Below are 19,229 nucleotides of genomic sequence, written 5' to 3'. Positions count from 1 at the left end.
CCCACCCGCGTGGAACCAGATCGGTGACGGTCAGGCGGTTGCGGCAGCCTGCTGGGTGGCCGGGGTTTCGTCCGCGGCCTCTTCGGGCGTGCGACGCAGGCTCTTGAGCGTGATCACCAGAACCGCTGTGACAACCGTACCGATGATGATCGCGACCAGGTAGAGGAACGGGTTGCCGATCAGCGGCACCACGAAGATGCCACCGTGCGGCGCCCGCGACGTCGCCCCGAACGCCATGCTCAGCGCGCCGGTCACCGCGGAGCCTGCCATCAGTGACGGGATCACCCGCAACGGATCGCCCGCGGCGAACGGTATCGCCCCCTCGGTGATGAACGAGGCACCCAGCACCCAGGCCGCCTTGCCGTTCTCCTGTTCGACGTGGGTGAACAGCCGCTTGCGGATCGCCGTCGCCAGCGCCAGGCCGAGCGGCGGGGTCATGCCCGCGGCCATGACGGCGGCCATGATCTGGAAGCTCGCCGGCGTCGCCGCCGCCAGACCCAGTGCGGCGAAGGAGTAGGCGGTCTTGTTGATCGGGCCGCCCATGTCGAACGCCATCATCAGGCCGAGGATGATCCCGAGGAACACCTTGTTCGCGCCCGACAGCCCGTTCAGCCAGTTCGTCAGGCCTGCGGTGAGGGCCGCCAGGGGCGGACCGAGCACCACGAACATCAGCACGCCGACGATCAGCGTCGAGACCAGCGGGATCACGACCACCGGCATGATGCCCCGGACCGACTTCGGCACCTTGATCCTGCGGATCGCCAGCACCACGGCACCGGCCAGCAGACCGGCGACGAGACCGCCGAGGAACCCGGCGGAGACCTGGCCTGCGATGTAACCGCCGACGATGCCCGGCACCAGCGCGGGCCGGTCGCCCATGGCGAAGGCGATGAAGCCGGCCAGGATCGGCACCAGGAAGCTGAACGCCACCCCGCCGATCTCGAACAGCAACCGGGCCCACGACTGCGAACTGCCGGGGTTGAAGCCGTCCTCGATCGGCGGCGCCTCGGTGATGAGGTAGCCGCCGAGCGCGAAGGACAACGCGATCAGCAGGCCGCCCGCGGCGACGAAGGGGATCACGTACGACACGCCGGTCATCAGCCACTGGCGCAGCCTCGTGCCGAACCCGGCACCGGAGTCGACCTTGGTCGCCAGGCCGCCACCCCCGGCCGCGGTCGCCGGAGCCGCATCGCCCGCGGGCGGACCCGCGGCGACCGCAGCGCGCGCCTCGTCCAGCATCTCGGGCGCGCCACCGATGGCCCGCTTCACGCCGGATTGGACAAGGGGCTTACCCGCGAAGCGTTCCCGCCCGCGGACCTCCACGTCCGCAGCGAAGATCACTGCGTCGGCGTCGGCGATGATCTGCGGGTCGAGCGGGTCCGAACCGGCCGAGCCCTGGGTCTCGACGTGCATCTCGTCGCCGGAGTCGGCCGCGGCCTGCTCGAGCGCCTCGGCGGCCATGTACGTGTGCGCGATGCCCGTGGGGCATGACGTCACCGCTACGAACTTCATTCCTAGCTCACCTCCGAACGGATGAACTCCGCGGCCTCCGCCGGGTCCTGCACGGACCGCAGGCGCTCCTTGAACGCGGCGCGGATCAGCCTCCGGGCCAGCGAGGCGAGGATCTTCATGTGCGACGCGTCGCCACCCTCGGGGGCGGCGATCAAGAAGATGATGTCGGCAGGTCCGTCCGGCGCCCCGAAGTCGACGCCGTCGGCCGCCCGGCCGAACGCCAGGCTGGGCTCGGTCACGTGCGCCGACCGGCAGTGCGGGATGCCGATCCCGCCCTCGAGACCGGTCGGCATCTGCGACTCGCGCTTGGCGATGTCGGCGAGGAACCCCTCGATGTCGGTCACCCGGCCCGCCGCCACCAGTCGTTCGGCCAGCTGCCGGGAAGCCGACTGCCGGTCGGCGGCCTTCAGGTCCAGGTCGACCAGGTCAGCGGTGATGACCTCACTCATCCTCGGTTCCTCTCGTCACTCAAACTCGTCAGGGGGATTCGAACGTCTTCAGGGGCCGTGCGGATTCAGCTCAGAGGCCGATCCAGATCGGGGTTGTCCGTCACCACCACCGCGCCCGGGTTCAGGTCGCCCGGGCGGGGCATGACGCTGCCGGGCAGCTGCACCGCCGCGGTGCCGTACGCGATCGCCGTCACCAGTGCGGACCGGCCACGACCACCGCCGGCGAGGAAGCCCGCCAGCGTCGAGTCACCCGCACCCACGGTGCTGCGTACCCGCACCGGTGGCGCCCATCCGTGGAGTACCTCGTCCGCACTCACCAGCAGGGCCCCGTCACCCCCCAGGCTGACGAGCACGGTGCCCACACCGCGCTTGCGGATCTCGGCAGCCGCGTCGACCACGTCGGCGAGCCGGGTGAGCGGGCGGCCGACGAGCTCCGCGAGCTCCTCGGCGTTGGGCTTGATCAGGTCCGGGCCGGCGTCCACCGCGGCGGCGAGTGGTGGCCCGCTCGCGTCGATGCACACCTGGGTGTCGGAAGACCGCAGGGCGGCGACGAGGCGGGCGTAGAAGTCGACACCCAGCCCGCGCGGCAGGCTGCCGGCACCGACCACCCAGCTCGCCCGGGCCGCCAGGTCGACCACGGTCCGCTCGACAGCCGCTGCCTCCTCGGGCGTGAGCTCCGGCCCTGCCTCGTTGAGCTTGGTGGTGGTCCCGTCCGGCTCGGCGACGGTGATGTTGCTACGCACCGTGCCGGCGATCGGCACCTGCACCGTCTGCACGCCGAACGGAGCGAGCAGCGCGGCGAGCTGGGCACCCTCCGGGCCGCCGGAAGGCAGCACCGCGATGGTGGCCGTGTCGCCGGACGCCAGCGCCCGGGAGACGTTGACGCCCTTGCCCCCGGGGTCGACCCGACCACCGGTGGCGCGGTGCACCTCGCCGCGGCGCAGCTCGTCGATCTCGACCGTCCGGTCGAGACTGGGATTCGGCGTGAGAGTGACGATCATGGGTTGTCCCTACAGACCGAGCTCGTCGAGCTGCGGCAGCTCCGCACGTACCGCCGCCTTGGCAGCCTGCGCCTCCCCGGCGTCGAGCGCGACCTGGGCCAGCCGCTTGCAGTCGTCGTAGGAGACGGTGCGCAGCAGCTCACCGACGTCCGCAAGCGCCCGCGACGACATCGACAGGCTGGTGACGCCCAGGCCGACCAGCACCACCGCGAGCACCGGGTCGGACGCGGCCTCGCCGCACACACCGACGGTCTTGCCGCGCTTCTCCCCCGCCTCACCGGTGAACCCGATGAGCTTGAGCAGCGCCGGCTGCCAGGGGTCGTTGAGCGCGGCGAGCGGACCGGCCATCCGGTCGGCCGCCAGCGTGTACTGGGCGAGGTCGTTCGTCCCGATGCTGGCGAACTCGGTGACCCCGAGGATCTGTTCGGCGTTCAGCGCCGCGGCCGGCACCTCGACCATGACGCCCGGCGTCTTGAGTCCGTGCTCCCGGACCTTGCCGGAGAACCACTCCGCCTCGCTGGCCAGCGCGATCATCGGAGCCATCACCCACACGTCGGACGAGCTGCGCTCCGCGGCGCGGGAGATGGCCTGCAGCTGGCGGTCCAGGATCCCCGAGTCCTCGAACGCCACCCGGACGCCGCGCACGCCGAGCGCGGGGTTGGGCTCCTCACCCTGGTCCAGGAAGGCGAGCGGCTTGTCCGCGCCGGCGTCGAGCGTCCGGACCACGACCTTCCTGCCGTCCGGGAAGGCCGCGAAGACGCCTGCGTAGGCCTCCTCCTGCTCGGCGACCGTCGGCTCCTTGGCTGAGTCGAGGAACAGGAACTCGGTGCGGAACAGGCCCACGCCCTCCGCGCCCGCGTCCGCTCCGGCCTTCGCGCTCTTCGGGTCGCCGACGTTGGCGAGCAGCAGGATCCGGCGGCCGTCGGACGTGGCGCCCTCGCCGCTCCACGTCTTCTTCGCACCCCGCCGGGCGGCCATCCGCTTCTCGGCGTCCTGGACCTCGGCGTCGGTCGGCGCGGCGTTCAGCGTGCCCGCTCCTCCGTCGAGCACGACCGTGGTGCCCTCCTTGAGGCTCAGTGCACCCTCGGTGGCGACGACGGCCGGGACGCCCAGCGTCCGGGCGAGGATCGCGGTGTGGCTGGTCGGGCCGCCCTCGGTGGTGACGAAGCCGAGCACCTTCTCGGGATCGACGGTGGCCGTGTCGGCCGGCGCGAGGTCGCGGGCGACGAGGATGAACGGGTGACCCGGGTCCGGGATGCCGGGCATCGGGACGCCGAGCACGGCGGCGACGATCCGGTCGCGGACGTCCTCGATGTCGGCCACGCGCGCACCGATGTAGCCGCCTGCCGCGGCGAGCATGTCGCGGAAGGTGTTGGCGGCCTCGAACACGGCACGGGCGGCCGACAGGTTCCGCTCGACCACGCCCGTGATCGCAAGGTCCATCATTCCCGGGTCGACCGCCATGTACGACGTCGCCTCGAGCACGGCCCGCGTCTCGGCCTTCGCCTTCTCGGCACGTGCGCGCAGCTCGGCCGCAACCGCCTCCATGGCCGGCGAGATCCGGGACCGTTCCGCGTTCTTGTCCGTCACCTGCCCCGGGCCGGCGGACGGCTCCGGTACCGGATCGGGCATCCGCACCAGTGGCCCGACCGCGATACCCGGGCACACTCCGATTCCGTTCAGCAGCGTCACGACGACCTCGGCCTCCCCGACGGGTCCGTACCCGTCCTCCTTGACGTGGATGGTGTCTTCCCGAATCGAGCCCGGCGCACGCCCCGTCTACGGCGTGTCAGTGCGGGCGATGGACGTAGGTCTCGTCGATCTGCACGACCTTGTCGACGCGCGCCTTGTACTTCGGCTCGTCGGCGAGGAAGTCCGTCGTCATCCAGACCCGCACGATCTCCAGCGCGAGGGCCGATCCGATGATCTTGCCACCCAGGCAGAGCACGTTCGTGTCGGAGTGCGAGCGGGCGAGCCCGGCGCAGAACGGGTCCTGGCAGACCGCTGCGAACACCCCCGGCAACTTGTTGGCGATCATCGCGCTGCCGTAGCCGACACCGTCGACGAGGATCGCCCGGTCGACCTCGCCGTCCGACACCGCGCGGGCGGCCGGAAGGACGAAGTCGGGCAGATCGGCGGAGTCGGTGCTGTGCGTGCCGAAGTCGGTGAGCTCGTGGCCGTCCAGGATGGCCTTGATCTCTTCCTTCAACGGATAGCCGGCGTGGTCACTGGCCAGCGCGATTCTGAACCGGCGCGGGGCGACCGCCTCGCGCGCAGCGCGGGGTGGGTGCGTCGTGTCCGGGTCGGTCACAGTTTCATCGGCCCTGGTTCGCGACCGCCGCGGCGGCCTCCTTGGCCGCATCGGGGTCGAGGTACTCCCCGCCTGGTGTGATCGGCTTGAAGTCGTCGTCCAGCTCGTAGCGCAGCGGGATCCCGGTCGGGATGTTCAGCCCCGCGATCGCCTCGTCCGAGATGCCGTCGAGGTGCTTCACCAACGCCCGCAGCGAGTTGCCGTGCGCGGCGAGCAGCACGACCTTGCCCGCCTGCAGGTCCGGGATCACCGAGCCCTCGTAGTACGGCAGGAACCGCGTGACGACGTCGGCCAGGCACTCCGTGGCCGGCAGGTCGGCGCCCAGGTCCGCGTAGCGGGGGTCGCCCTCCTGGGAGAACTCGCTGCCCGGCTCGATCGGCGGCGGCGGCACGTCGTACGACCGCCGCCACAGCATGAACTGCTCCTCGCCGAACTCGGCGAGGGTCTGCTTCTTGTCCTTGCCCTGCAGGGCTCCGTAGTGGCGCTCGTTGAGCCGCCAGTTGCGGACGACGGGGATCCAGTGCCGGTCGCAGGCGTCGAGCGCGAGGTTGGCCGTCGAGATCGCCCGGCGCAGCAGCGACGTGTGCACGATGTCGGGGAGCAGGCCCGCCTCGGCCATCAGCTCTCCACCGCGGCGTGCCTCGGCCTCCCCTGTGGCCGACAGGGGCACATCCACCCAGCCGGTGAAGAGGTTCTTCTGATTCCAGTCGCTCTGTCCGTGGCGCAGCAGCACGAGGGTCGCCATGGCGTCAGCGTGCCAGCGGTTGCACACCGTGTCGCGCGCACTTCTGGTGAACGGGAGCGTCTTCTCACCGGTCGGGTGACGGAGTCGGATGCCGCGATCCGCAGGTCCGCGACCGGCGCCGATGTCGTTGGCACAGATCGACTCCGGGAGATCGACTTCCGTTCACCGGTCGACGTGACACCAGGTCACCGCAGCCACGGGTACGCTCGCCGCTCGCGGTCCCCGGGTCCGGGGACTCCCGGCCGGGATCACCCGTGCCGGGTCGACGGCGAGCAAGCGCGGTCCCGGCGCCACGCCGGTGGACCGCCCCGGCCCCTGGGGGTACACGTGGCGAACATTGAGCAGGTCGGGGCGCGGGAGATCCTCGACTCGCGGGGGAATCCGACGGTCGAGGTGGAGGTCGCGCTCGACGACGGGACGTTGGCCCGGGCGGCGGTGCCGTCGGGGGCCTCGACCGGGGAACACGAGGCGGTCGAGCTGCGTGACGGGGACAAGTCCCGCTACGGCGGCAAAGGCGTGGAAAAGGCGGTGGCGGCGGTGTTGGACGAGATCGCCCCGGAGCTGACCGGGATGGAGGCCACCGACCAGCGGGTGATCGACCAGCGGCTGGTCGATCTCGACGGCACCCCGGGCAAGGGCCGCCTCGGGGCGAACGCCCTGCTGGGCGTGTCGTTGGCGGTGGCGAAGGCGGCCGCGGAATCATCGGGTCTGGAGTTGTTCCGGTATGTGGGCGGCCCGAACGCGCACGTGTTGCCGGTGCCGATGATGAACATCATCAACGGCGGGGCGCACGCGGATTCGTCGGTGGACGTGCAGGAGTTCATGGTCGCCCCGATCGGCGCCGAGAGCTTCAAGGAGGCGTTGCGGTGGGGCGCGGAGGTCTACCACTCCCTCAAGAGCGTGCTCAAGAGCGAAGGTTTGGCCACCGGGCTGGGCGATGAGGGCGGGTTCGCCCCGGACCTGCCCGGCACCACCGCGGCGTTGGATGTGATCGCCCGCGCGGTCGACAAGGCCGGGTTCACGTTGGGCCGCGATGTGGTGTTGGCGTTGGATGTGGCGGCGACGGAGTTCTTCTCCGACGGGGTGTACTCCTATGAGGGCCGCAAACTCTCGTCGGAGGAGTTCGTCGCGGTCTACGCCGAGCTGGTCGACGGCTATCCGCTGGTGTCGATCGAGGACCCGCTGTCCGAAGACGACTGGGAGGGCTGGATCGCGCTGACCTCGCAGATCGGTTCCCGGGTGCAGATCGTCGGGGACGACCTGTTCGTCACCAACCCCGAACGCCTCGAGGAGGGCATCACCCGGGGGGCGGCGAACGCGCTGCTGGTGAAGGTCAACCAGATCGGCACCCTGTCGGAAACCCTGGACGCGGTCACCCTGGCCCACAACTCCGGCTACCGGTGCATGATGTCGCACCGCTCCGGGGAGACCGAGGACACCACCATCGCCGACCTCGCCGTGGCCACCGGGTGCGGGCAGATCAAGACCGGCGCCCCGGCCCGGTCGGAGCGGGTGGCGAAGTACAACCAGCTGCTGCGCATCGAGGAATCCCTCGGCGACGCCGCCCGGTATGCGGGGGATCTGGCGTTCCCCCGCTACACCCCCGCCGGCTGACCCGGCACGGAACGAACGAACGCGGCGTTGGGTAAGTCAGATCTACCCAACGCCGCGTTCGCTCGGACAGGGCCTGCTGTCAGCCGGCGTTCTTGCAGAGCGCCGCGAACCCGTCGGCGTCCAGGCTCGCGCCGCCCACCAGCCCGCCGTCGACGTCCGGCTGCGCCATCAGCTCTCCGACGTTCTTGGCGTTCACCGACCCGCCGTAGAGGATCCGCACGCGCTCCGCGACCGCGGAGTCGTAGAGCTCGCGGAGCCGCCCACGGATCGCCCCGCACACCTCCTGGGCGTCGTCCGGTGTGGCGACCTTGCCGGTGCCGATCGCCCACACCGGTTCGTAGGCGATCACGACCCCGGCGGCGTCGTCCGCCGAGACCCCGTCCAGCGCCGCGTCGACCTGGGCGAGCGTGTGCTCGACCTGGTTGCCGGCCTCCCGGACGTCGAGCCCCTCCCCCACGCACAGGATCGGGGTGAGGCCGTGCCGCAGCGCCGCCGCGACCTTGGCCCCCACCAGCGCGTCGTCCTCGGCATGGTCGGTGCGGCGCTCGGAGTGGCCGACGGCGACGTACCGGCAGCCGACCGAGCACAGCATCGGGCCCGACACGTCGCCGGTGTGGGCGCCCTTGTCGTGCGGCGACAGGTCCTGCCCGCCGACCATGACGAACGGGTCCTCGGTGCTCAGCACGGCCTTCACCGCGGCGAGCAGCGGGGACGGCGGGAGCACCGCGACGTCCACCCGCTGGTGCAGGTCCCCGGGCAGGTTCCCGACGAGCTTGCGGACGAGATCCTCCGCCTCCGGCACCGTCAGGTTCATCTTCCAGTTGCCCGCGATCAGCGGACGGCGGCTCATTTCCGTTCCTCCAGGACTGCGATTCCGGGCAGGACCTTGCCCTCCAGGTACTCCAGCGACGCCCCGCCGCCGGTCGAGATGTGGGAGAACCCGTCCTCGGGCAGGCCGAGCGCGCGCACGGCCGCGGCGGAGTCGCCACCGCCGACCACGCTGAACCCGATGGTCCCGTCCCCCTTGCCCGCCGTCGTGTCGACGATGGCCTGGGCGACGCCGCGGGTGCCCTCGGCGAACGGGGCCAGCTCGAACACGCCCATCGGGCCGTTCCAGAACACGGTCTTCGCGCTGGCGAGCACCTGCGCGAACGCCGCGACGGACTCGGGCCCGATGTCGAGGCCCTTCCACCCGTCGGGGATCTTCTCGACCGGCACCGTGCGGGTGTTGGCCTCGGCCGAGAAGTCGTCAGCGACCACCACGTCGACCGGCAGCACGACCTTGCCGGACTCCAGCAGCCGACGGCAGCTGTTGATCTGGTCTTCCTCCAGCAGCGAGTCGCCGACCCCCAGCCCCTGGGCGGCGAGGAAGGTGAAGCACATCCCGCCGCCGACCAGCAGCGAGTCGACCTGCGGCAGCAGCGACTCGATCACCTGCAGCTTGTCGGAGACCTTCGACCCGCCGAGCACCACGGCGTAGGGCCGCTCCGGGTCGTGGGTCAGCTTGCGCAGCACCTCGACCTCGGTGAGCACCAGCTCGCCCGCGTAGGCGGGCAGCTCGCGGGCCAGGTCGTAGACCGAGGCCTGCTTGCGGTGCACGACGCCGAACCCGTCGGAGACGAAGACGCCCTGCGTCCCGGTCAACGCGGCGAGCTCACCGGCCAGCTCGCCCCGCTCGTCGTCGTTCTTGCTGGTCTCCCGCGGGTCGAAGCGGATGTTCTCCAGCAGCACCACACCGCCGGAGGTCAGCCGGTCGACGGCCGCCTTCGCCTCCTCGCCGTGCTGCACGAGGGCGACGTCGGTGCCCAGCAGCTCGCCCAGACGGGACGCGACCGGGCCGAGGGAGTACTTGGAGTTGTCCGCACCGGGCTTCGGCCGGCCGAGGTGCGCGGCGACGACGACCCGCGCACCGGCGTCGCGCAACCTCTGCAGGGTGGGGACCGAGGCGCGGATGCGCCCGTCGTCGGTGATGGTCGTGCCGTCCAGGGGGACGTTGAGGTCGGCGCGCACGAACACGCACCGGCCCTTCGCCGGATCCCCGTCGAGCTCGGCGACCAGGTCGTCGAGGGTCTTCACAGCTTGGACGCCACCAGCCCGGCGATGTCGACCAGCCGGTTCGAGTAGCCCCACTCGTTGTCGTACCAGCCCACGACCTTGACCTGGTTCCCGATCACCTTCGTCAGCCCCGAGTCGAAGATGCACGACGACGGGTCGGTCACGATGTCACTGGACACGATCGGCGCATCGGTGAACTTCAGGTAGCCCTTCAGCGGCGCCGAATCCGCCGCCGCCCGGTACGCGTCGGTGATCTCCGCAACCGAGACCTCGTTGCGGACGGTCACCGTCAGATCCGTCGCCGACCCGGTCGGCACCGGCACCCGGATCGCGTACCCGTCGAGCTTGCCCTGCAGGTGCGGCAACACCAACCCGATCGCCTTCGCCGCACCCGTGGATGTCGGCACCATGTTGATCGCCGCCGCCCGCGCCCGGCGCAGATCCTTGTGCGGCCCGTCCTGCAGGTTCTGATCCTGGGTGTAGGCGTGGATCGTGGTCATCAGACCCCGCTCGATCCCCGCCAGATCATCGATCACCTTCGCCAACGGCCCCAGGCAGTTCGTCGTGCACGACGCATTCGAGATCACGTCCTGGGAACCGTCGTACTTGTCGTCGTTGACGCCCATCACCACGGTGATGTCCTCACCACTGGCCGGCGCCGAAATGATGACCTTCTTCGCACCCGCCTCCAGGTGCTTGGCCGCCGCGTCGCGCTTGGTGAACAGACCCGTCGACTCGATCACCACATCGACGCCGAGGTCCTTCCACGGCAGCTGCGCCGGGTCGCGCACGGCCAGGCCCTTGAAGCCCTTGCCGTCGACCACGATCTCCTCGTCGGTCGCCGAGACGTCGCCCGGCAGCCGGCCCAGGATCGAGTCGTACTTCAGCAGGTGCGCCAGGGTGTTGTTGTCGGTGATGTCGTTGACACCCACGATCTCGATGTCCGACGTCCCCGCCGCCTTCTGCGCCGCCACCGCACGCCAGAAGTTGCGGCCGATCCGCCCGAACCCGTTCACGCCTACCCGGACCGTCATGTTCTCTCGCTCCTCCATGAACTGCTCTTCGGTTGCTTCTGGGTGCGGGCAGCCGACTGCCGCAGGCCGGTCGCCGCGGGCACAGTCCAGCAGACCGGCCGGAGGCGGAGAAGATCGACTCCCGGTGAACGGGCACACGATCGGGGCCAACGCATGTCCTGTGAATCAGCGCCGCAGCGGAGCAAGGCGGTGATTCACAGGTGAACTGGCTGCCAACTCGTACCACCGGCCAGCGGGAGCGGCGCTCCCCGACGCTGCGCCGCACTGCGATCCTCCGCAAGGATGGGTCCGAGAACCACCCGGTCCGCCGGGGTTACGCGGCGCAAAGGAGTGCAGATGGCCGAACCGAGGATCCTGGGCATCGTCCTGGCCGGCGGCGAGGGCAAACGGCTCGCCCCGCTGACCAACGACCGGGCCAAGCCCGCAGTGCCGTTCGCCGGTCTCTACCGGCTGATCGACTTCGCCTTGTCCAACCTGGTGAACGCGAACGTTCTCAAGATCGCGGTACTCACCCAGTACAAGAGCCACAGCCTCGACCGGCACATCACGATGACCTGGCGCCTGTCGAACCTCCTGGGCAACTACGTCACCCCCGTGCCGGCGCAGCAGCGGCTCGGTCCGCGCTGGTACACCGGCTCGGCGGACGCGATCTTCCAGTCGCTGAACCTGATCCACGACGAGCGCCCGGACCTGGTGATCGTCTTCGGCGCCGACCACATCTACCGCATGGACCCGCGGCAGATGTGGGAGCAGCACCTCGACGGCGGTGCCGGGGTGACCGTGGCCGGCATCCCCGTGCCGCGCCGCGAGGCCTCCGCGTTCGGGGTGATCCAGACGGCCGACGACGGGCGCAAGATCGAGGCGTTCCTCGAGAAGCCCGCCGACCCGCCCGGGCTGCCCGGCAGGCCGGACGAGACGTTCGCGTCGATGGGCAACTACGTCTTCAGCACCGAGGCGCTGCTCGACGCCCTGCACACCGACGCCGCCGACGAGAACAGCAAGCACGACATGGGCGGCAACATCGTCCCGATGCTCACCGCGCAGAGCGCCGCACAGGTCTACGACTTCCAGTCGAACGAGGTCCCCGGCGAGGCCGCAGGAGGCGAGCGCTACTGGCGCGACGTCGGGACGATCGACTCGTACTTCGACTCCCACATGGACCTCTGCGACGTGGTCCCGGCCTTCAACCTCTACAACGAGCGGTGGCCGATCCTCACCCACATCCCCTCGCGCCCGCCGGCGAAGTTCGTGCACAACGACGGCGACCGGGTGGGCAAGGCGATCGACAGCATCGTGTCGAACGGTGTGATCGTCTCCGGGGCGTCCGTGAACGAGTCGGTGCTGTCGCCGGGTGTGCACCTGCACAGCTGGGCGTCGGTCGACCGGTCGGTGCTGATGGACGGCGTGGACGTCGGTCGACGGGCCGTCGTGCGCAACGCGATCCTCGACAAGAACGTCCGTGTCGGGGACGGCGTGGAGATCGGTGTCGACAAGGACGAGGACCGGGCCCGTGGATTCGCCGTCTCCGAAGCAGGCGTCACCGTGATCGGCAAGGGCGTGGAGGTGCTGAAGTGAGCGGGCCGACCGACGACGCGGCGGACCGGCTCAAGGTCGCGCTGCTGACCCGTGAGTACCCGCCGGAGGTCTACGGCGGCGCCGGGGTGCACGTGGAGTACCTGGCACGCGAACTCGCGCCGTTCGTCGACCTGACCGTGCACTGCCAGGGCAAACCGCGGACGACCGCCGTCGCACACAGCCCGTGGAGCCTGCTGTCGGAGTCGAACCCCGCCCTGCAGACCCTCTCGACGGACCTGTCGATGGCCGCCGCACTCGACGGCTGCCAGCTCGCGCACTCCCACACCTGGTACGCCAACCTGGCCGGGCACCTCGGCGGGCTGCTGCACGGGATCCCGCATGTCGTCACCACGCACTCGCTGGAGCCTCAGCGGCCGTGGAAGGCCGAGCAGCTCGGCGGCGGCTACGCGCTCTCGTCGTGGGCGGAGAAGGTGTCGATCGAGGGCGCGGCCGCAGTCATCGCCGTGTCGGAAGGAATGCGCGCGGACGTTCTGTCGAACTATCCGGCCGTCGACCCGGCCAAGGTGCACGTCGTCTACAACGGCATCGACGCCGAGCAGTACTCCCCCGACCCGGCCACCGACGTCCTCGAGCGCTACGGCGTCGACACCAGCAAGCCGTCGGTGGTGTTCGTCGGGCGGATCACCCGGCAGAAGGGCGTCCCGGTGCTGCTGCGGGCGGCGGCGCACCTCGACCCGGAGGTGCAGCTCGTGCTGTGCGCGGGCGCTCCGGACACGCCCGAGCTGGGCGCGGAGGTCGCGGGTCTGGTCGAGGAGCTGCGCAAGACCCGCTCGGGCGTCATCTGGCTCTCAGGGATGCTGAGCAAGCGCGAGGTCATCCAGCTGCTGTCGCACTCGACGCTCTTCGCCTGCCCCTCGGTCTACGAACCGCTGGGGATCGTCAACCTGGAGGCCATGGCCTGCGGGACGGCCGTCGTCGCGTCCAAGGTCGGCGGTATCCCGGAGGTGGTGGCGGACGGGGAGACCGGGCTGCTGGTGCCCCCGGACGACCCGGACGCCCTAGCCGAGTCGATCAACGCGTTGACCCGCGACCGCGACCGGGCGAAGGCGATGGGCACCGCGGGCCGCGAGCGCGCGCAGTCGCAGTTCGACTGGGGCAAGATCGCCCAGCAGACCGCCGAGTTGTACGAGTCGACCGTGGCCGCCCACGGCAAGTAGCGGGCCGCCGCCGCCATGCCTCAGTCGGGTCAGATCTGCTCGCGAGGGCAGAACCACGTGGTCCGTCCGCCGACGGTGGCCCGCTGCATCGCGGTGCCGCACCGCGGGCAGTGGCCGTCCGGGTGCCGGTGCGCGATCACGGTGCCGGTGTGCACCCCGCCGTACCGGATGGCCGCACGGGTGGCCGCCCGCAGGGCGCGGTACAGGGCGGCGAGGTCGTCGGCGCTCAGAGCGTCGGCTGGGCGGCGCGGGTCGATCCGCGCCTGCCACAGCGTCTCGTCGGCGAGCAGGTTCCCGACGCCCGCGAGCACCGACTGGTCCAGGAGCCGCGCCTTGACCGCGGCGGTGCCGCGTCCGACCCGCTCCCGGAACGCGGCAGCGCTGATCCGGGCGGCGTCGGGCCCGAGCACGGTGAGGTCGGGGTCGAGGCGGACCCGGCCGAGCCGGCGCTTGTCGAACAGGCGCTTGTCGAACAGGCGCAGCGTGCCGCCGTCGTCGAACGTGATGCTGAAGCGGGTCCATTCGGGGCGCCGGTCGGCCTGCTCGGCCGCGCCGCCGGTCACGCTGCCCGTGACGCGGTCGCCGCCCTCGGTCAGGCCGCCCGCCGGGTCGGAGACGAGGATCCGGCCGCTCATCCCGAGGTGCAGGCCGAGCACCTGCCCGGCTCCGTCGCCGGTCCCGGAGGTCTCCGGCACCGCCAGGCTCGCCGGCTTCGAGACATGCCCCGGTTGCGTAGAGGGGCTTCGCCTGACGGCCCCGTCTCACACCACAACGCTTTGCCCTGCCGGTACGCCGCGGTGAGCCGGCGGCCGACCAGCGCGGCGCGGATGTCGCCGGGAGCGTGTGGCCGGCACTCCCAGGTGTCGTGGTCGTCGACGTCGGCGATCGTCCGGTCCAGCGCTGCCCGCTCGATCGTCGCGCGGGCGCTCTCGACCTCGGGGAGCTCGGGCACGATCACCAGTGTCGGCCACGGCCACCGACGGTGCGCGGTGTCCTCACCGGTCGTCGTGCCGGGGCGGCCGTCCGCGGATCGACGACGCCGACGCGCCGCGACTACTTGGTGTAATTAGCTGCTTGACGTAGAGTGATGACGCTCAAGGAGACAGGCCGCAATACCGCGGAAGTCGCTCCCCCCTCCGGCCACCGACCGGATGGCGCCTCCGTCGGCCCCGGCCCGGGAGATCCATGCGTGCTGCCCGCGTCATCCCCACAGCCCTGCTCGCCGGGCTGTTCCTCACCCTGCCCGGCACCGTTCCAGGCATCGGTTGGCTGGTCGGGCCGCCCACCGCCGAAGCGGCCACCGCCGCATCGGCGGCGGAGCAGATGCTGACGCTGGTCAACGCCGAGCGCCGAAAGGCCGGCTGCGCCGACGTGCGCCTCGACCCCCGGCTGACGTCGGCAGCGAGCAAGCACAGTGCCGACATGGCCACGAACGACTACTTCAGCCACACCGACCGCAACGGCGCCGGCTTCGCGACGCGGATGGAGGCCGCGGGCCATCCCACGCCACGCTCGGAGAACATCGCCGCCGGCAACTCGACCGCCCAGGCGACCTTGAGCCGGTGGATGGACAGTGCGGTACACCGCCGCAACATCCTCGACTGCTCGGCGAAGGACATGGGCGTCGGAGTGGCCACCGACCCCGGGTCGACCTACGGCGTCTACTGGACTCAGGACTTCGGACGCGGGTAGGTCACTCGTCGCCCGGCGGGTCACCGAGCCGCACCTCGCTCGCCGGGTCACCGTCGGAGAGGAACACCGCCAGGCGCGTCCCCTCCTGGACGAGGTCGTCGCGTTCCGCAGCGGTCAGACGCCGGTGCGGTGCGACGACCACGTGCGACGTGTCGCCGGCGCGAGTGATCGTCCACGTGCCGGCGACCCGTCCGTCGACCAACAGGAACCGCGCGCCCTGCACGGACAGCCCCCGGTCCGCGTCGTCGACGATGCGGGAGCGGTCGTCGAAGCCGAGCACGGCGTTGTCGAACGCGGGCAGGAATCGGACGGGCGCCGGGGTCTCGGGGTCGGGCAGCGGGGCGTCGGGAAGATCGAGCAGGGTGCGTCCCCGCTCGTCGCGGAACGTCCGCAGTCGCGGACGCAGCCGGGCCACCACCGCGGGCAGCCCGGTCAGGCCGGACCAGGCCCGAACGTCGGCCGTCGCCGCAGGGCCGAACGCGGCCAGGTAGCGCAGCACAAGAGCCTCGGCGAGGTCGGGCGTGTGCTCTGCGGGCTCGGCACCGAGCCAGGCGCCGATGGTCGTGTTCTTCGCGGGCGCGGTCTGCCGCCACAATCCGCGCGGCGGTACCTGCACGAGCGTGAGCAACGTGCTCAGCGCGTCGCCGAGATCGCGGGGAGCTGCCTGCGGCCACCGATGGCCGACGGCCATGGCCACCTCCGTCAACGTGCTCGGCGCAGCGGCGAACAGGGGTTCGGCGGCAGCGGCCAGTGCGGCCTCGTCGACGTCGGGAAGGCGGCGGCCGAGGGTGCCGCGCATCCGGGCGACCAGCATCGGGTCGTGCAGTCGGCGCAGGGCCAAGCAGTCGCGGGCCGACACCAGGTGCAGCGTGCGGCGCATGAGCAGCACCCGCACCGCGGTCCGCTGCTCGAGCAGGTCCGCGAGGTCTGCGGGCACGAAGTCGTCCAGCCGGGACCAGACGCCGACGTAGGGCTCCTGCGGTTCCTGCGCCTGGAACCCCACGAGGTGCTCGACGAGGTCCAGCGCGGATCCGCCGGTCCGGGTGAGCAGGTGCTGGCGGGCGAGCAGGGCCCGGTTGAGCGCGCGGGCGCTCAGCACTGTCCCGTCCGCCACAGGCGGCATCATGACATCGCGGCACGTTCTCGTTACCGCGGCTGTTTGTGCCGGGCCGACCGGGGCAAGCCGTAACCGACGAGAGGACGTGCCATGACCACCGGACCGACCCCTGCCGGCCGAGACACCCCGATACCGGACGTCGACCCCGCTGCACCGGTGCCCAGCCCGGCCGGGAACGTCGACGCCACCGCCTCGATCGGCGATGCGTCGGCGACCGTGCCGCCCGCGGACCAGCGCCCTGATCCCTCCGGCGACTCGACGGGTGACCTGCTGCGCCGGCTTACGGACAACGTCCAGTCGCTGGTGCAGGGCGAGGTGGCCAGTGCACGTCAGGAGATGACCGACAAGGCGCTCGCCCTCCGACCGGCCGCCGGGATGCTCGGGGGCGCGGCCGTCCTCGGCGCGCTGGCGGCCGGCACCTCCGCGGTCGTGCTGGTCCGTTTACTGGACCGCTTCCTGCCGCCGACGACGTCGGCCGCGGTCGCCACCGCGGTGCTCGGCGGCGGCGCGGCCGTGCTGGCGAAGGCCGGTGCCGAGCAGGTGCGTCTCGTCGGGCCGCCCGTCCCGGAGCGCACCCTTGAGAGTGTGAAGGCCGACGTCGCGGCCGTGACCGAGGCGACGTCCGGCTGACCTCAGTCAGGTGGTCAGGTGCGCCTCGATCGCATCGGCCGCCGCCTCCGCCCCACCCGCGCCGCGCACGGCGGTCCGCATCCGGTCGAGGGCGGTCCGCATCGCCGCGTCTGTCGTCACCGCGTCGACGGCGGTGCGCAGATCGGCGGCGGTGATCCCGGCGGCGTCCAGACGCACGCCCAGGCCCAGTTCCGCGACGCGGCCGGCGTTCGCCTCCTGCTCGAGCATCTGCGGCACGCACACCAGCGGGACGCCGTAGTACAGCGCCTCCATGGTCGAGCCCATGCCGGCGTGGGAGACGAAGGCCGCGGCGTGGCGCAGCACCGCGGGCTGTGGGAACCACGGCCGGATGTCGATGTTGCCGGGAATCGCACCTAGACCGTCGACGCCGACGTGCTGCCCGACCGCCATCGCGACGGGCCCGCGGTCCGCGAACGCCTCCAGGCAGGTCCGGAAGAACTCGGGGCGGTCGTTGAAGGCGGTGCCGAGCGAGACGAAGAGCACCGGCTCGTCCGGCGGTGACCACCCTCCGTCGTCTTCACGGGTGCCGGGCGACGGGCCGACGAACCGGAACCGGCCGTCGAAGGTGTCGGCGCCCGGCTGGAACTCCCGCGGCACGAAGACGACGTTCAGGGAGGCGGGGGCGAGAATCCCGACGCCCCGCTGCAGCTCGACACCGTGCGCTGCGGCCAGGTCGGCCATCTCGCGGACGACGGCGAGGATCTCCGGGGGCGGTGCGCCCGCACGGGCGAACGGCGACGAGCGCTCGTTGGTGGCGAACGTCGGCAGGAGCGCGACGTCCGCGGCGCCGGTCTCGGCCGCGAGAATCCGGCCGGCGAGGCTGGTGGCGTCGTAGCAGACCGCGCGTGGAGGGTCGGCGCGGAAGTGCGCGGTCAACACCGGCAGCGAGGTGCGGGCGTCCACGACGATCCGCTGCAGGAAGGACGCGACCACGGCCGGACCGGTCACCGTCGGCGGTGGCGCAGCAGGCGCCGGCGTCGAGGTGCGGACGAGTGTCGCGCCCGCCTTCTCGACCTCGAAGCCGAACTGTTCACCGGTCGCGTAGCTGATGCGCCAGCCGCGACGGGCGAGCTCGGCGACGACCGGCAGCGTCGGGGTCACGTGCCCGTGAGCAGGCAGGCTGACGAACGCGAGATGGCGGTCCACCCGACCAGGATGCCCGTACTCGGGGCGCTCGCTTCGGGGCGTCGAACCCGGGAGAAATCCCAGACCTGACTAAGACGTATGGACCCTTACCGACTGGGTTGTTAGCCTTGCCTCACTGTCCGGAGGGAGCGTTCGATGTCAATCACCGCAGAGCCGTCGCGCGGGCTGCGACTGCCCTTCCGCCAGGTCACCGTGCTCCTCGGCCCGAGCGATGCGCGGCGCGACGTCATCGAACTCCTCGACGCCGCGACGGCCCGCCGCCCCGGCGGGTCGCCGATGGGCGGCGTCCTCACAGTGACGTCCGGGCCGGCGCGCACTGCGGAAGAGCGGTGCGCCGCGCTCGCGCAGGCAGCAGAACACCGCCCCGCGATCGTGCTCGTGGCCCGCCTCACGGACGGGCTCGACGCCACGGACCGCCGGGTGGTTCTCGCCGAGCTGCGCGCACTGGCCGACGGCGGCGCCGCCGTACTGGTCGACGACGTGGATCCGGTCGCCGCACTCGCGGTCGCGGACGGCGCTCTCCGCGCCGGGCTCGACGGAACGCTTCAGGCGGAGAAGCTCGGCGCCGCGGTCGACCCGGCCGTCATCGAGTCCTGACTCGTCAGCGGGCCGAGTAGGTCAGGCAGTCCGCCGCGTCCGCGCCGGCACCGACGCGCACCGAGGCCGCCGTGCACTCGAGCTTCTCGTTGTACTTGCACTCCGAGCGGTGACACGCACCCACGAGACCGGTGCGGTCCAGACCGCCCCGGAAGGAGATCTCGACGAACGTGCCGCAGTGCGCGTGGTCGCCGGCGATGGTGATCGCCCCGGCGTGGCAGCTCGTGTCGGAGTTGTAGGAGCAGGCGGTGACCGAGCACTCCTGGATCTGGGGCATGCTCTGGGTCGCGGTCATGATTCCTCCGAACGGTCGGTTAGTACGCGACTGAGCCTGCATCAAGCGACCATGATCGTCCAGGCAACAGAGGCTTACCTATAGCTCAGGCAGGGCACGCACACAAGACGCCATCAGGTCCTGATCATGGTCGGTGACCTGGGATTTCGCCGGCATCCCCACCCTGCGCCAGCCGCCGTCCCGGTGTGCGTGCGCCCGAACCACCAGGCTCATCACCCGTTCGGGGGCTACGCCGAGCCGGCACCCGTGGCAGGGCG

General features: G+C 71.3%; 20 protein-coding genes. 6 read left to right on the top strand and 14 right to left on the bottom strand.

Annotated features, from left to right (window positions below; all coding sequences use genetic code 11):
* Positions 1 to 30 precede the first annotated feature (30 nt).
* The 6 genes from RM445_RS22410 to RM445_RS22385 all read right to left on the bottom strand — a co-directional run bounded on the left by RM445_RS22410 (position 31) and on the right by RM445_RS22385 (position 6,018).
* Positions 31 to 1,512, bottom strand: coding sequence for a PTS fructose transporter subunit IIC (locus tag RM445_RS22410; protein ID WP_311558793.1), 1,482 nt, complete (start codon positions 1,510 to 1,512; stop codon positions 31 to 33).
* Positions 1,513 to 1,514: 2 nt separating this feature from the next.
* Positions 1,515 to 1,961 (bottom strand): PTS sugar transporter subunit IIA, encoded by a 447-nt coding sequence (locus RM445_RS22405; RefSeq protein ID WP_311558792.1) that lies wholly within the window; start codon positions 1,959 to 1,961, stop codon positions 1,515 to 1,517.
* Between the two features lie 65 nt (positions 1,962 to 2,026).
* Positions 2,027 to 2,962 carry a 1-phosphofructokinase gene (gene pfkB, locus RM445_RS22400; protein WP_311558791.1) on the bottom strand — a complete coding sequence of 312 codons (936 nt, stop codon included), beginning with the start codon at positions 2,960 to 2,962 and terminating at the stop codon, positions 2,027 to 2,029.
* Positions 2,963 to 2,971: 9 nt separating this feature from the next.
* Complete coding sequence (gene ptsP / locus RM445_RS22395) at positions 2,972 to 4,654, bottom strand: phosphoenolpyruvate--protein phosphotransferase (protein WP_311558790.1); 1,683 nt, start codon at positions 4,652 to 4,654, stop codon at positions 2,972 to 2,974.
* Between the two features lie 97 nt (positions 4,655 to 4,751).
* Positions 4,752 to 5,273 (bottom strand): RpiB/LacA/LacB family sugar-phosphate isomerase, encoded by a 522-nt coding sequence (locus tag RM445_RS22390; RefSeq protein ID WP_311558789.1) that lies wholly within the window; start codon positions 5,271 to 5,273, stop codon positions 4,752 to 4,754.
* A gap of 4 nt (positions 5,274 to 5,277) precedes the next feature.
* Complete coding sequence (locus tag RM445_RS22385; RefSeq protein WP_311558788.1) at positions 5,278 to 6,018, bottom strand: phosphoglyceromutase; 741 nt, start codon at positions 6,016 to 6,018, stop codon at positions 5,278 to 5,280.
* Between the two features lie 327 nt (positions 6,019 to 6,345).
* Here RM445_RS22385 and eno point away from each other — a divergent pair, with 327 nt between their 5' ends.
* Positions 6,346 to 7,632 carry a phosphopyruvate hydratase gene (eno, locus tag RM445_RS22380; RefSeq protein ID WP_311558787.1) on the top strand — a complete coding sequence of 429 codons (1,287 nt, stop codon included), beginning with the start codon at positions 6,346 to 6,348 and terminating at the stop codon, positions 7,630 to 7,632.
* Between the two features lie 79 nt (positions 7,633 to 7,711).
* Here the strand turns inward: eno and tpiA are convergent, their stop codons facing one another.
* From tpiA to gap, 3 genes are read right to left on the bottom strand one after another with little or no spacing between them, the layout of a single operon-like run.
* Positions 7,712 to 8,482 carry a triose-phosphate isomerase gene (tpiA, locus tag RM445_RS22375; RefSeq protein WP_311558786.1) on the bottom strand — a complete coding sequence of 257 codons (771 nt, stop codon included), beginning with the start codon at positions 8,480 to 8,482 and terminating at the stop codon, positions 7,712 to 7,714.
* Positions 8,479 to 9,708: a phosphoglycerate kinase gene (locus RM445_RS22370; protein WP_311558785.1), complete on the bottom strand. Its 1,230-nt coding sequence runs from the start codon at positions 9,706 to 9,708 to the stop codon at positions 8,479 to 8,481. The genes tpiA and RM445_RS22370 overlap by 4 nt, the downstream gene beginning before the upstream one ends.
* A complete protein-coding gene (gene gap / locus RM445_RS22365) occupies positions 9,705 to 10,721 on the bottom strand; it encodes a type I glyceraldehyde-3-phosphate dehydrogenase (RefSeq protein ID WP_311558821.1) in 1,017 nt (338 codons plus the stop codon). Before gap ends, RM445_RS22370 begins: the two co-directional genes overlap by 4 nt.
* Positions 10,722 to 11,057: 336 nt before the next feature.
* On the opposite strand from gap, the gene glgC reads away from it, so the two are divergent.
* Together glgC and glgA are read left to right on the top strand one after the other, a co-directional pair.
* Positions 11,058 to 12,296 carry a glucose-1-phosphate adenylyltransferase gene (gene glgC, locus RM445_RS22360; protein ID WP_311558784.1) on the top strand — a complete coding sequence of 413 codons (1,239 nt, stop codon included), beginning with the start codon at positions 11,058 to 11,060 and terminating at the stop codon, positions 12,294 to 12,296.
* Entirely contained in the window at positions 12,293 to 13,474 is a 1,182-nt protein-coding gene (glgA, locus tag RM445_RS22355; protein WP_311558783.1) for a glycogen synthase, read from the top strand. Before glgC ends, glgA begins: the two co-directional genes overlap by 4 nt.
* A 29-nt stretch (positions 13,475 to 13,503) precedes the next feature.
* On the opposite strand, the gene RM445_RS22350 is transcribed toward glgA, so the two are convergent.
* Both RM445_RS22350 and RM445_RS22345 read right to left on the bottom strand, forming a co-directional pair.
* The gene (locus RM445_RS22350; protein WP_311558782.1) at positions 13,504 to 14,169 is read right to left on the bottom strand and encodes a DNA-formamidopyrimidine glycosylase family protein; all 666 of its coding nucleotides are present in this window, start codon (positions 14,167 to 14,169) and stop codon (positions 13,504 to 13,506) included.
* Positions 14,106 to 14,426, bottom strand: a complete 321-nt coding sequence (locus RM445_RS22345) for a DNA-formamidopyrimidine glycosylase family protein (RefSeq protein WP_311558781.1) — start codon at positions 14,424 to 14,426, stop codon at positions 14,106 to 14,108. Before RM445_RS22345 ends, RM445_RS22350 begins: the two co-directional genes overlap by 64 nt.
* Before the next feature lie 233 nt (positions 14,427 to 14,659).
* Between RM445_RS22345 and RM445_RS22340 the strand changes: the two genes are divergently transcribed.
* A complete protein-coding gene (locus tag RM445_RS22340) occupies positions 14,660 to 15,166 on the top strand; it encodes a CAP domain-containing protein (protein WP_311558780.1) in 507 nt (168 codons plus the stop codon).
* Position 15,167: 1 nt separating this feature from the next.
* Here the strand turns inward: RM445_RS22340 and RM445_RS22335 are convergent, their stop codons facing one another.
* A complete protein-coding gene (locus RM445_RS22335) occupies positions 15,168 to 16,289 on the bottom strand; it encodes a winged helix DNA-binding domain-containing protein (protein WP_397469384.1) in 1,122 nt (373 codons plus the stop codon).
* A gap of 84 nt (positions 16,290 to 16,373) precedes the next feature.
* Here RM445_RS22335 and RM445_RS22330 point away from each other — a divergent pair, with 84 nt between their 5' ends.
* On the top strand, positions 16,374 to 16,913 hold the full coding sequence (locus RM445_RS22330) for a phage holin family protein (protein ID WP_311558778.1): 540 nt from the start codon (positions 16,374 to 16,376) through the stop codon (positions 16,911 to 16,913).
* Between the two features lie 6 nt (positions 16,914 to 16,919).
* On the opposite strand, the gene RM445_RS22325 is transcribed toward RM445_RS22330, so the two are convergent.
* The gene (locus tag RM445_RS22325) at positions 16,920 to 18,080 is read right to left on the bottom strand and encodes a macrolide family glycosyltransferase (protein WP_311558777.1); all 1,161 of its coding nucleotides are present in this window, start codon (positions 18,078 to 18,080) and stop codon (positions 16,920 to 16,922) included.
* A gap of 135 nt (positions 18,081 to 18,215) precedes the next feature.
* Between RM445_RS22325 and RM445_RS22320 the strand changes: the two genes are divergently transcribed.
* Positions 18,216 to 18,677 (top strand): P-loop NTPase family protein, encoded by a 462-nt coding sequence (locus tag RM445_RS22320; RefSeq protein WP_311558776.1) that lies wholly within the window; start codon positions 18,216 to 18,218, stop codon positions 18,675 to 18,677.
* A 4-nt stretch (positions 18,678 to 18,681) separates the two neighbouring features.
* Here RM445_RS22320 and RM445_RS22315 read toward each other — a convergent pair whose 3' ends face one another.
* On the bottom strand, positions 18,682 to 18,972 hold the full coding sequence (locus RM445_RS22315; RefSeq protein WP_311558775.1) for a DUF1540 domain-containing protein: 291 nt from the start codon (positions 18,970 to 18,972) through the stop codon (positions 18,682 to 18,684).
* Positions 18,973 to 19,229: the final 257 nt, after the last annotated feature.

Source organism: Pseudonocardia charpentierae (assembly GCF_031845345.1).
Taxonomy (GTDB): Bacteria; Actinomycetota; Actinomycetes; order Mycobacteriales; family Pseudonocardiaceae; genus Pseudonocardia; species Pseudonocardia charpentierae.
This window is presented reverse-complemented; position numbering and strand designations above follow the sequence as displayed.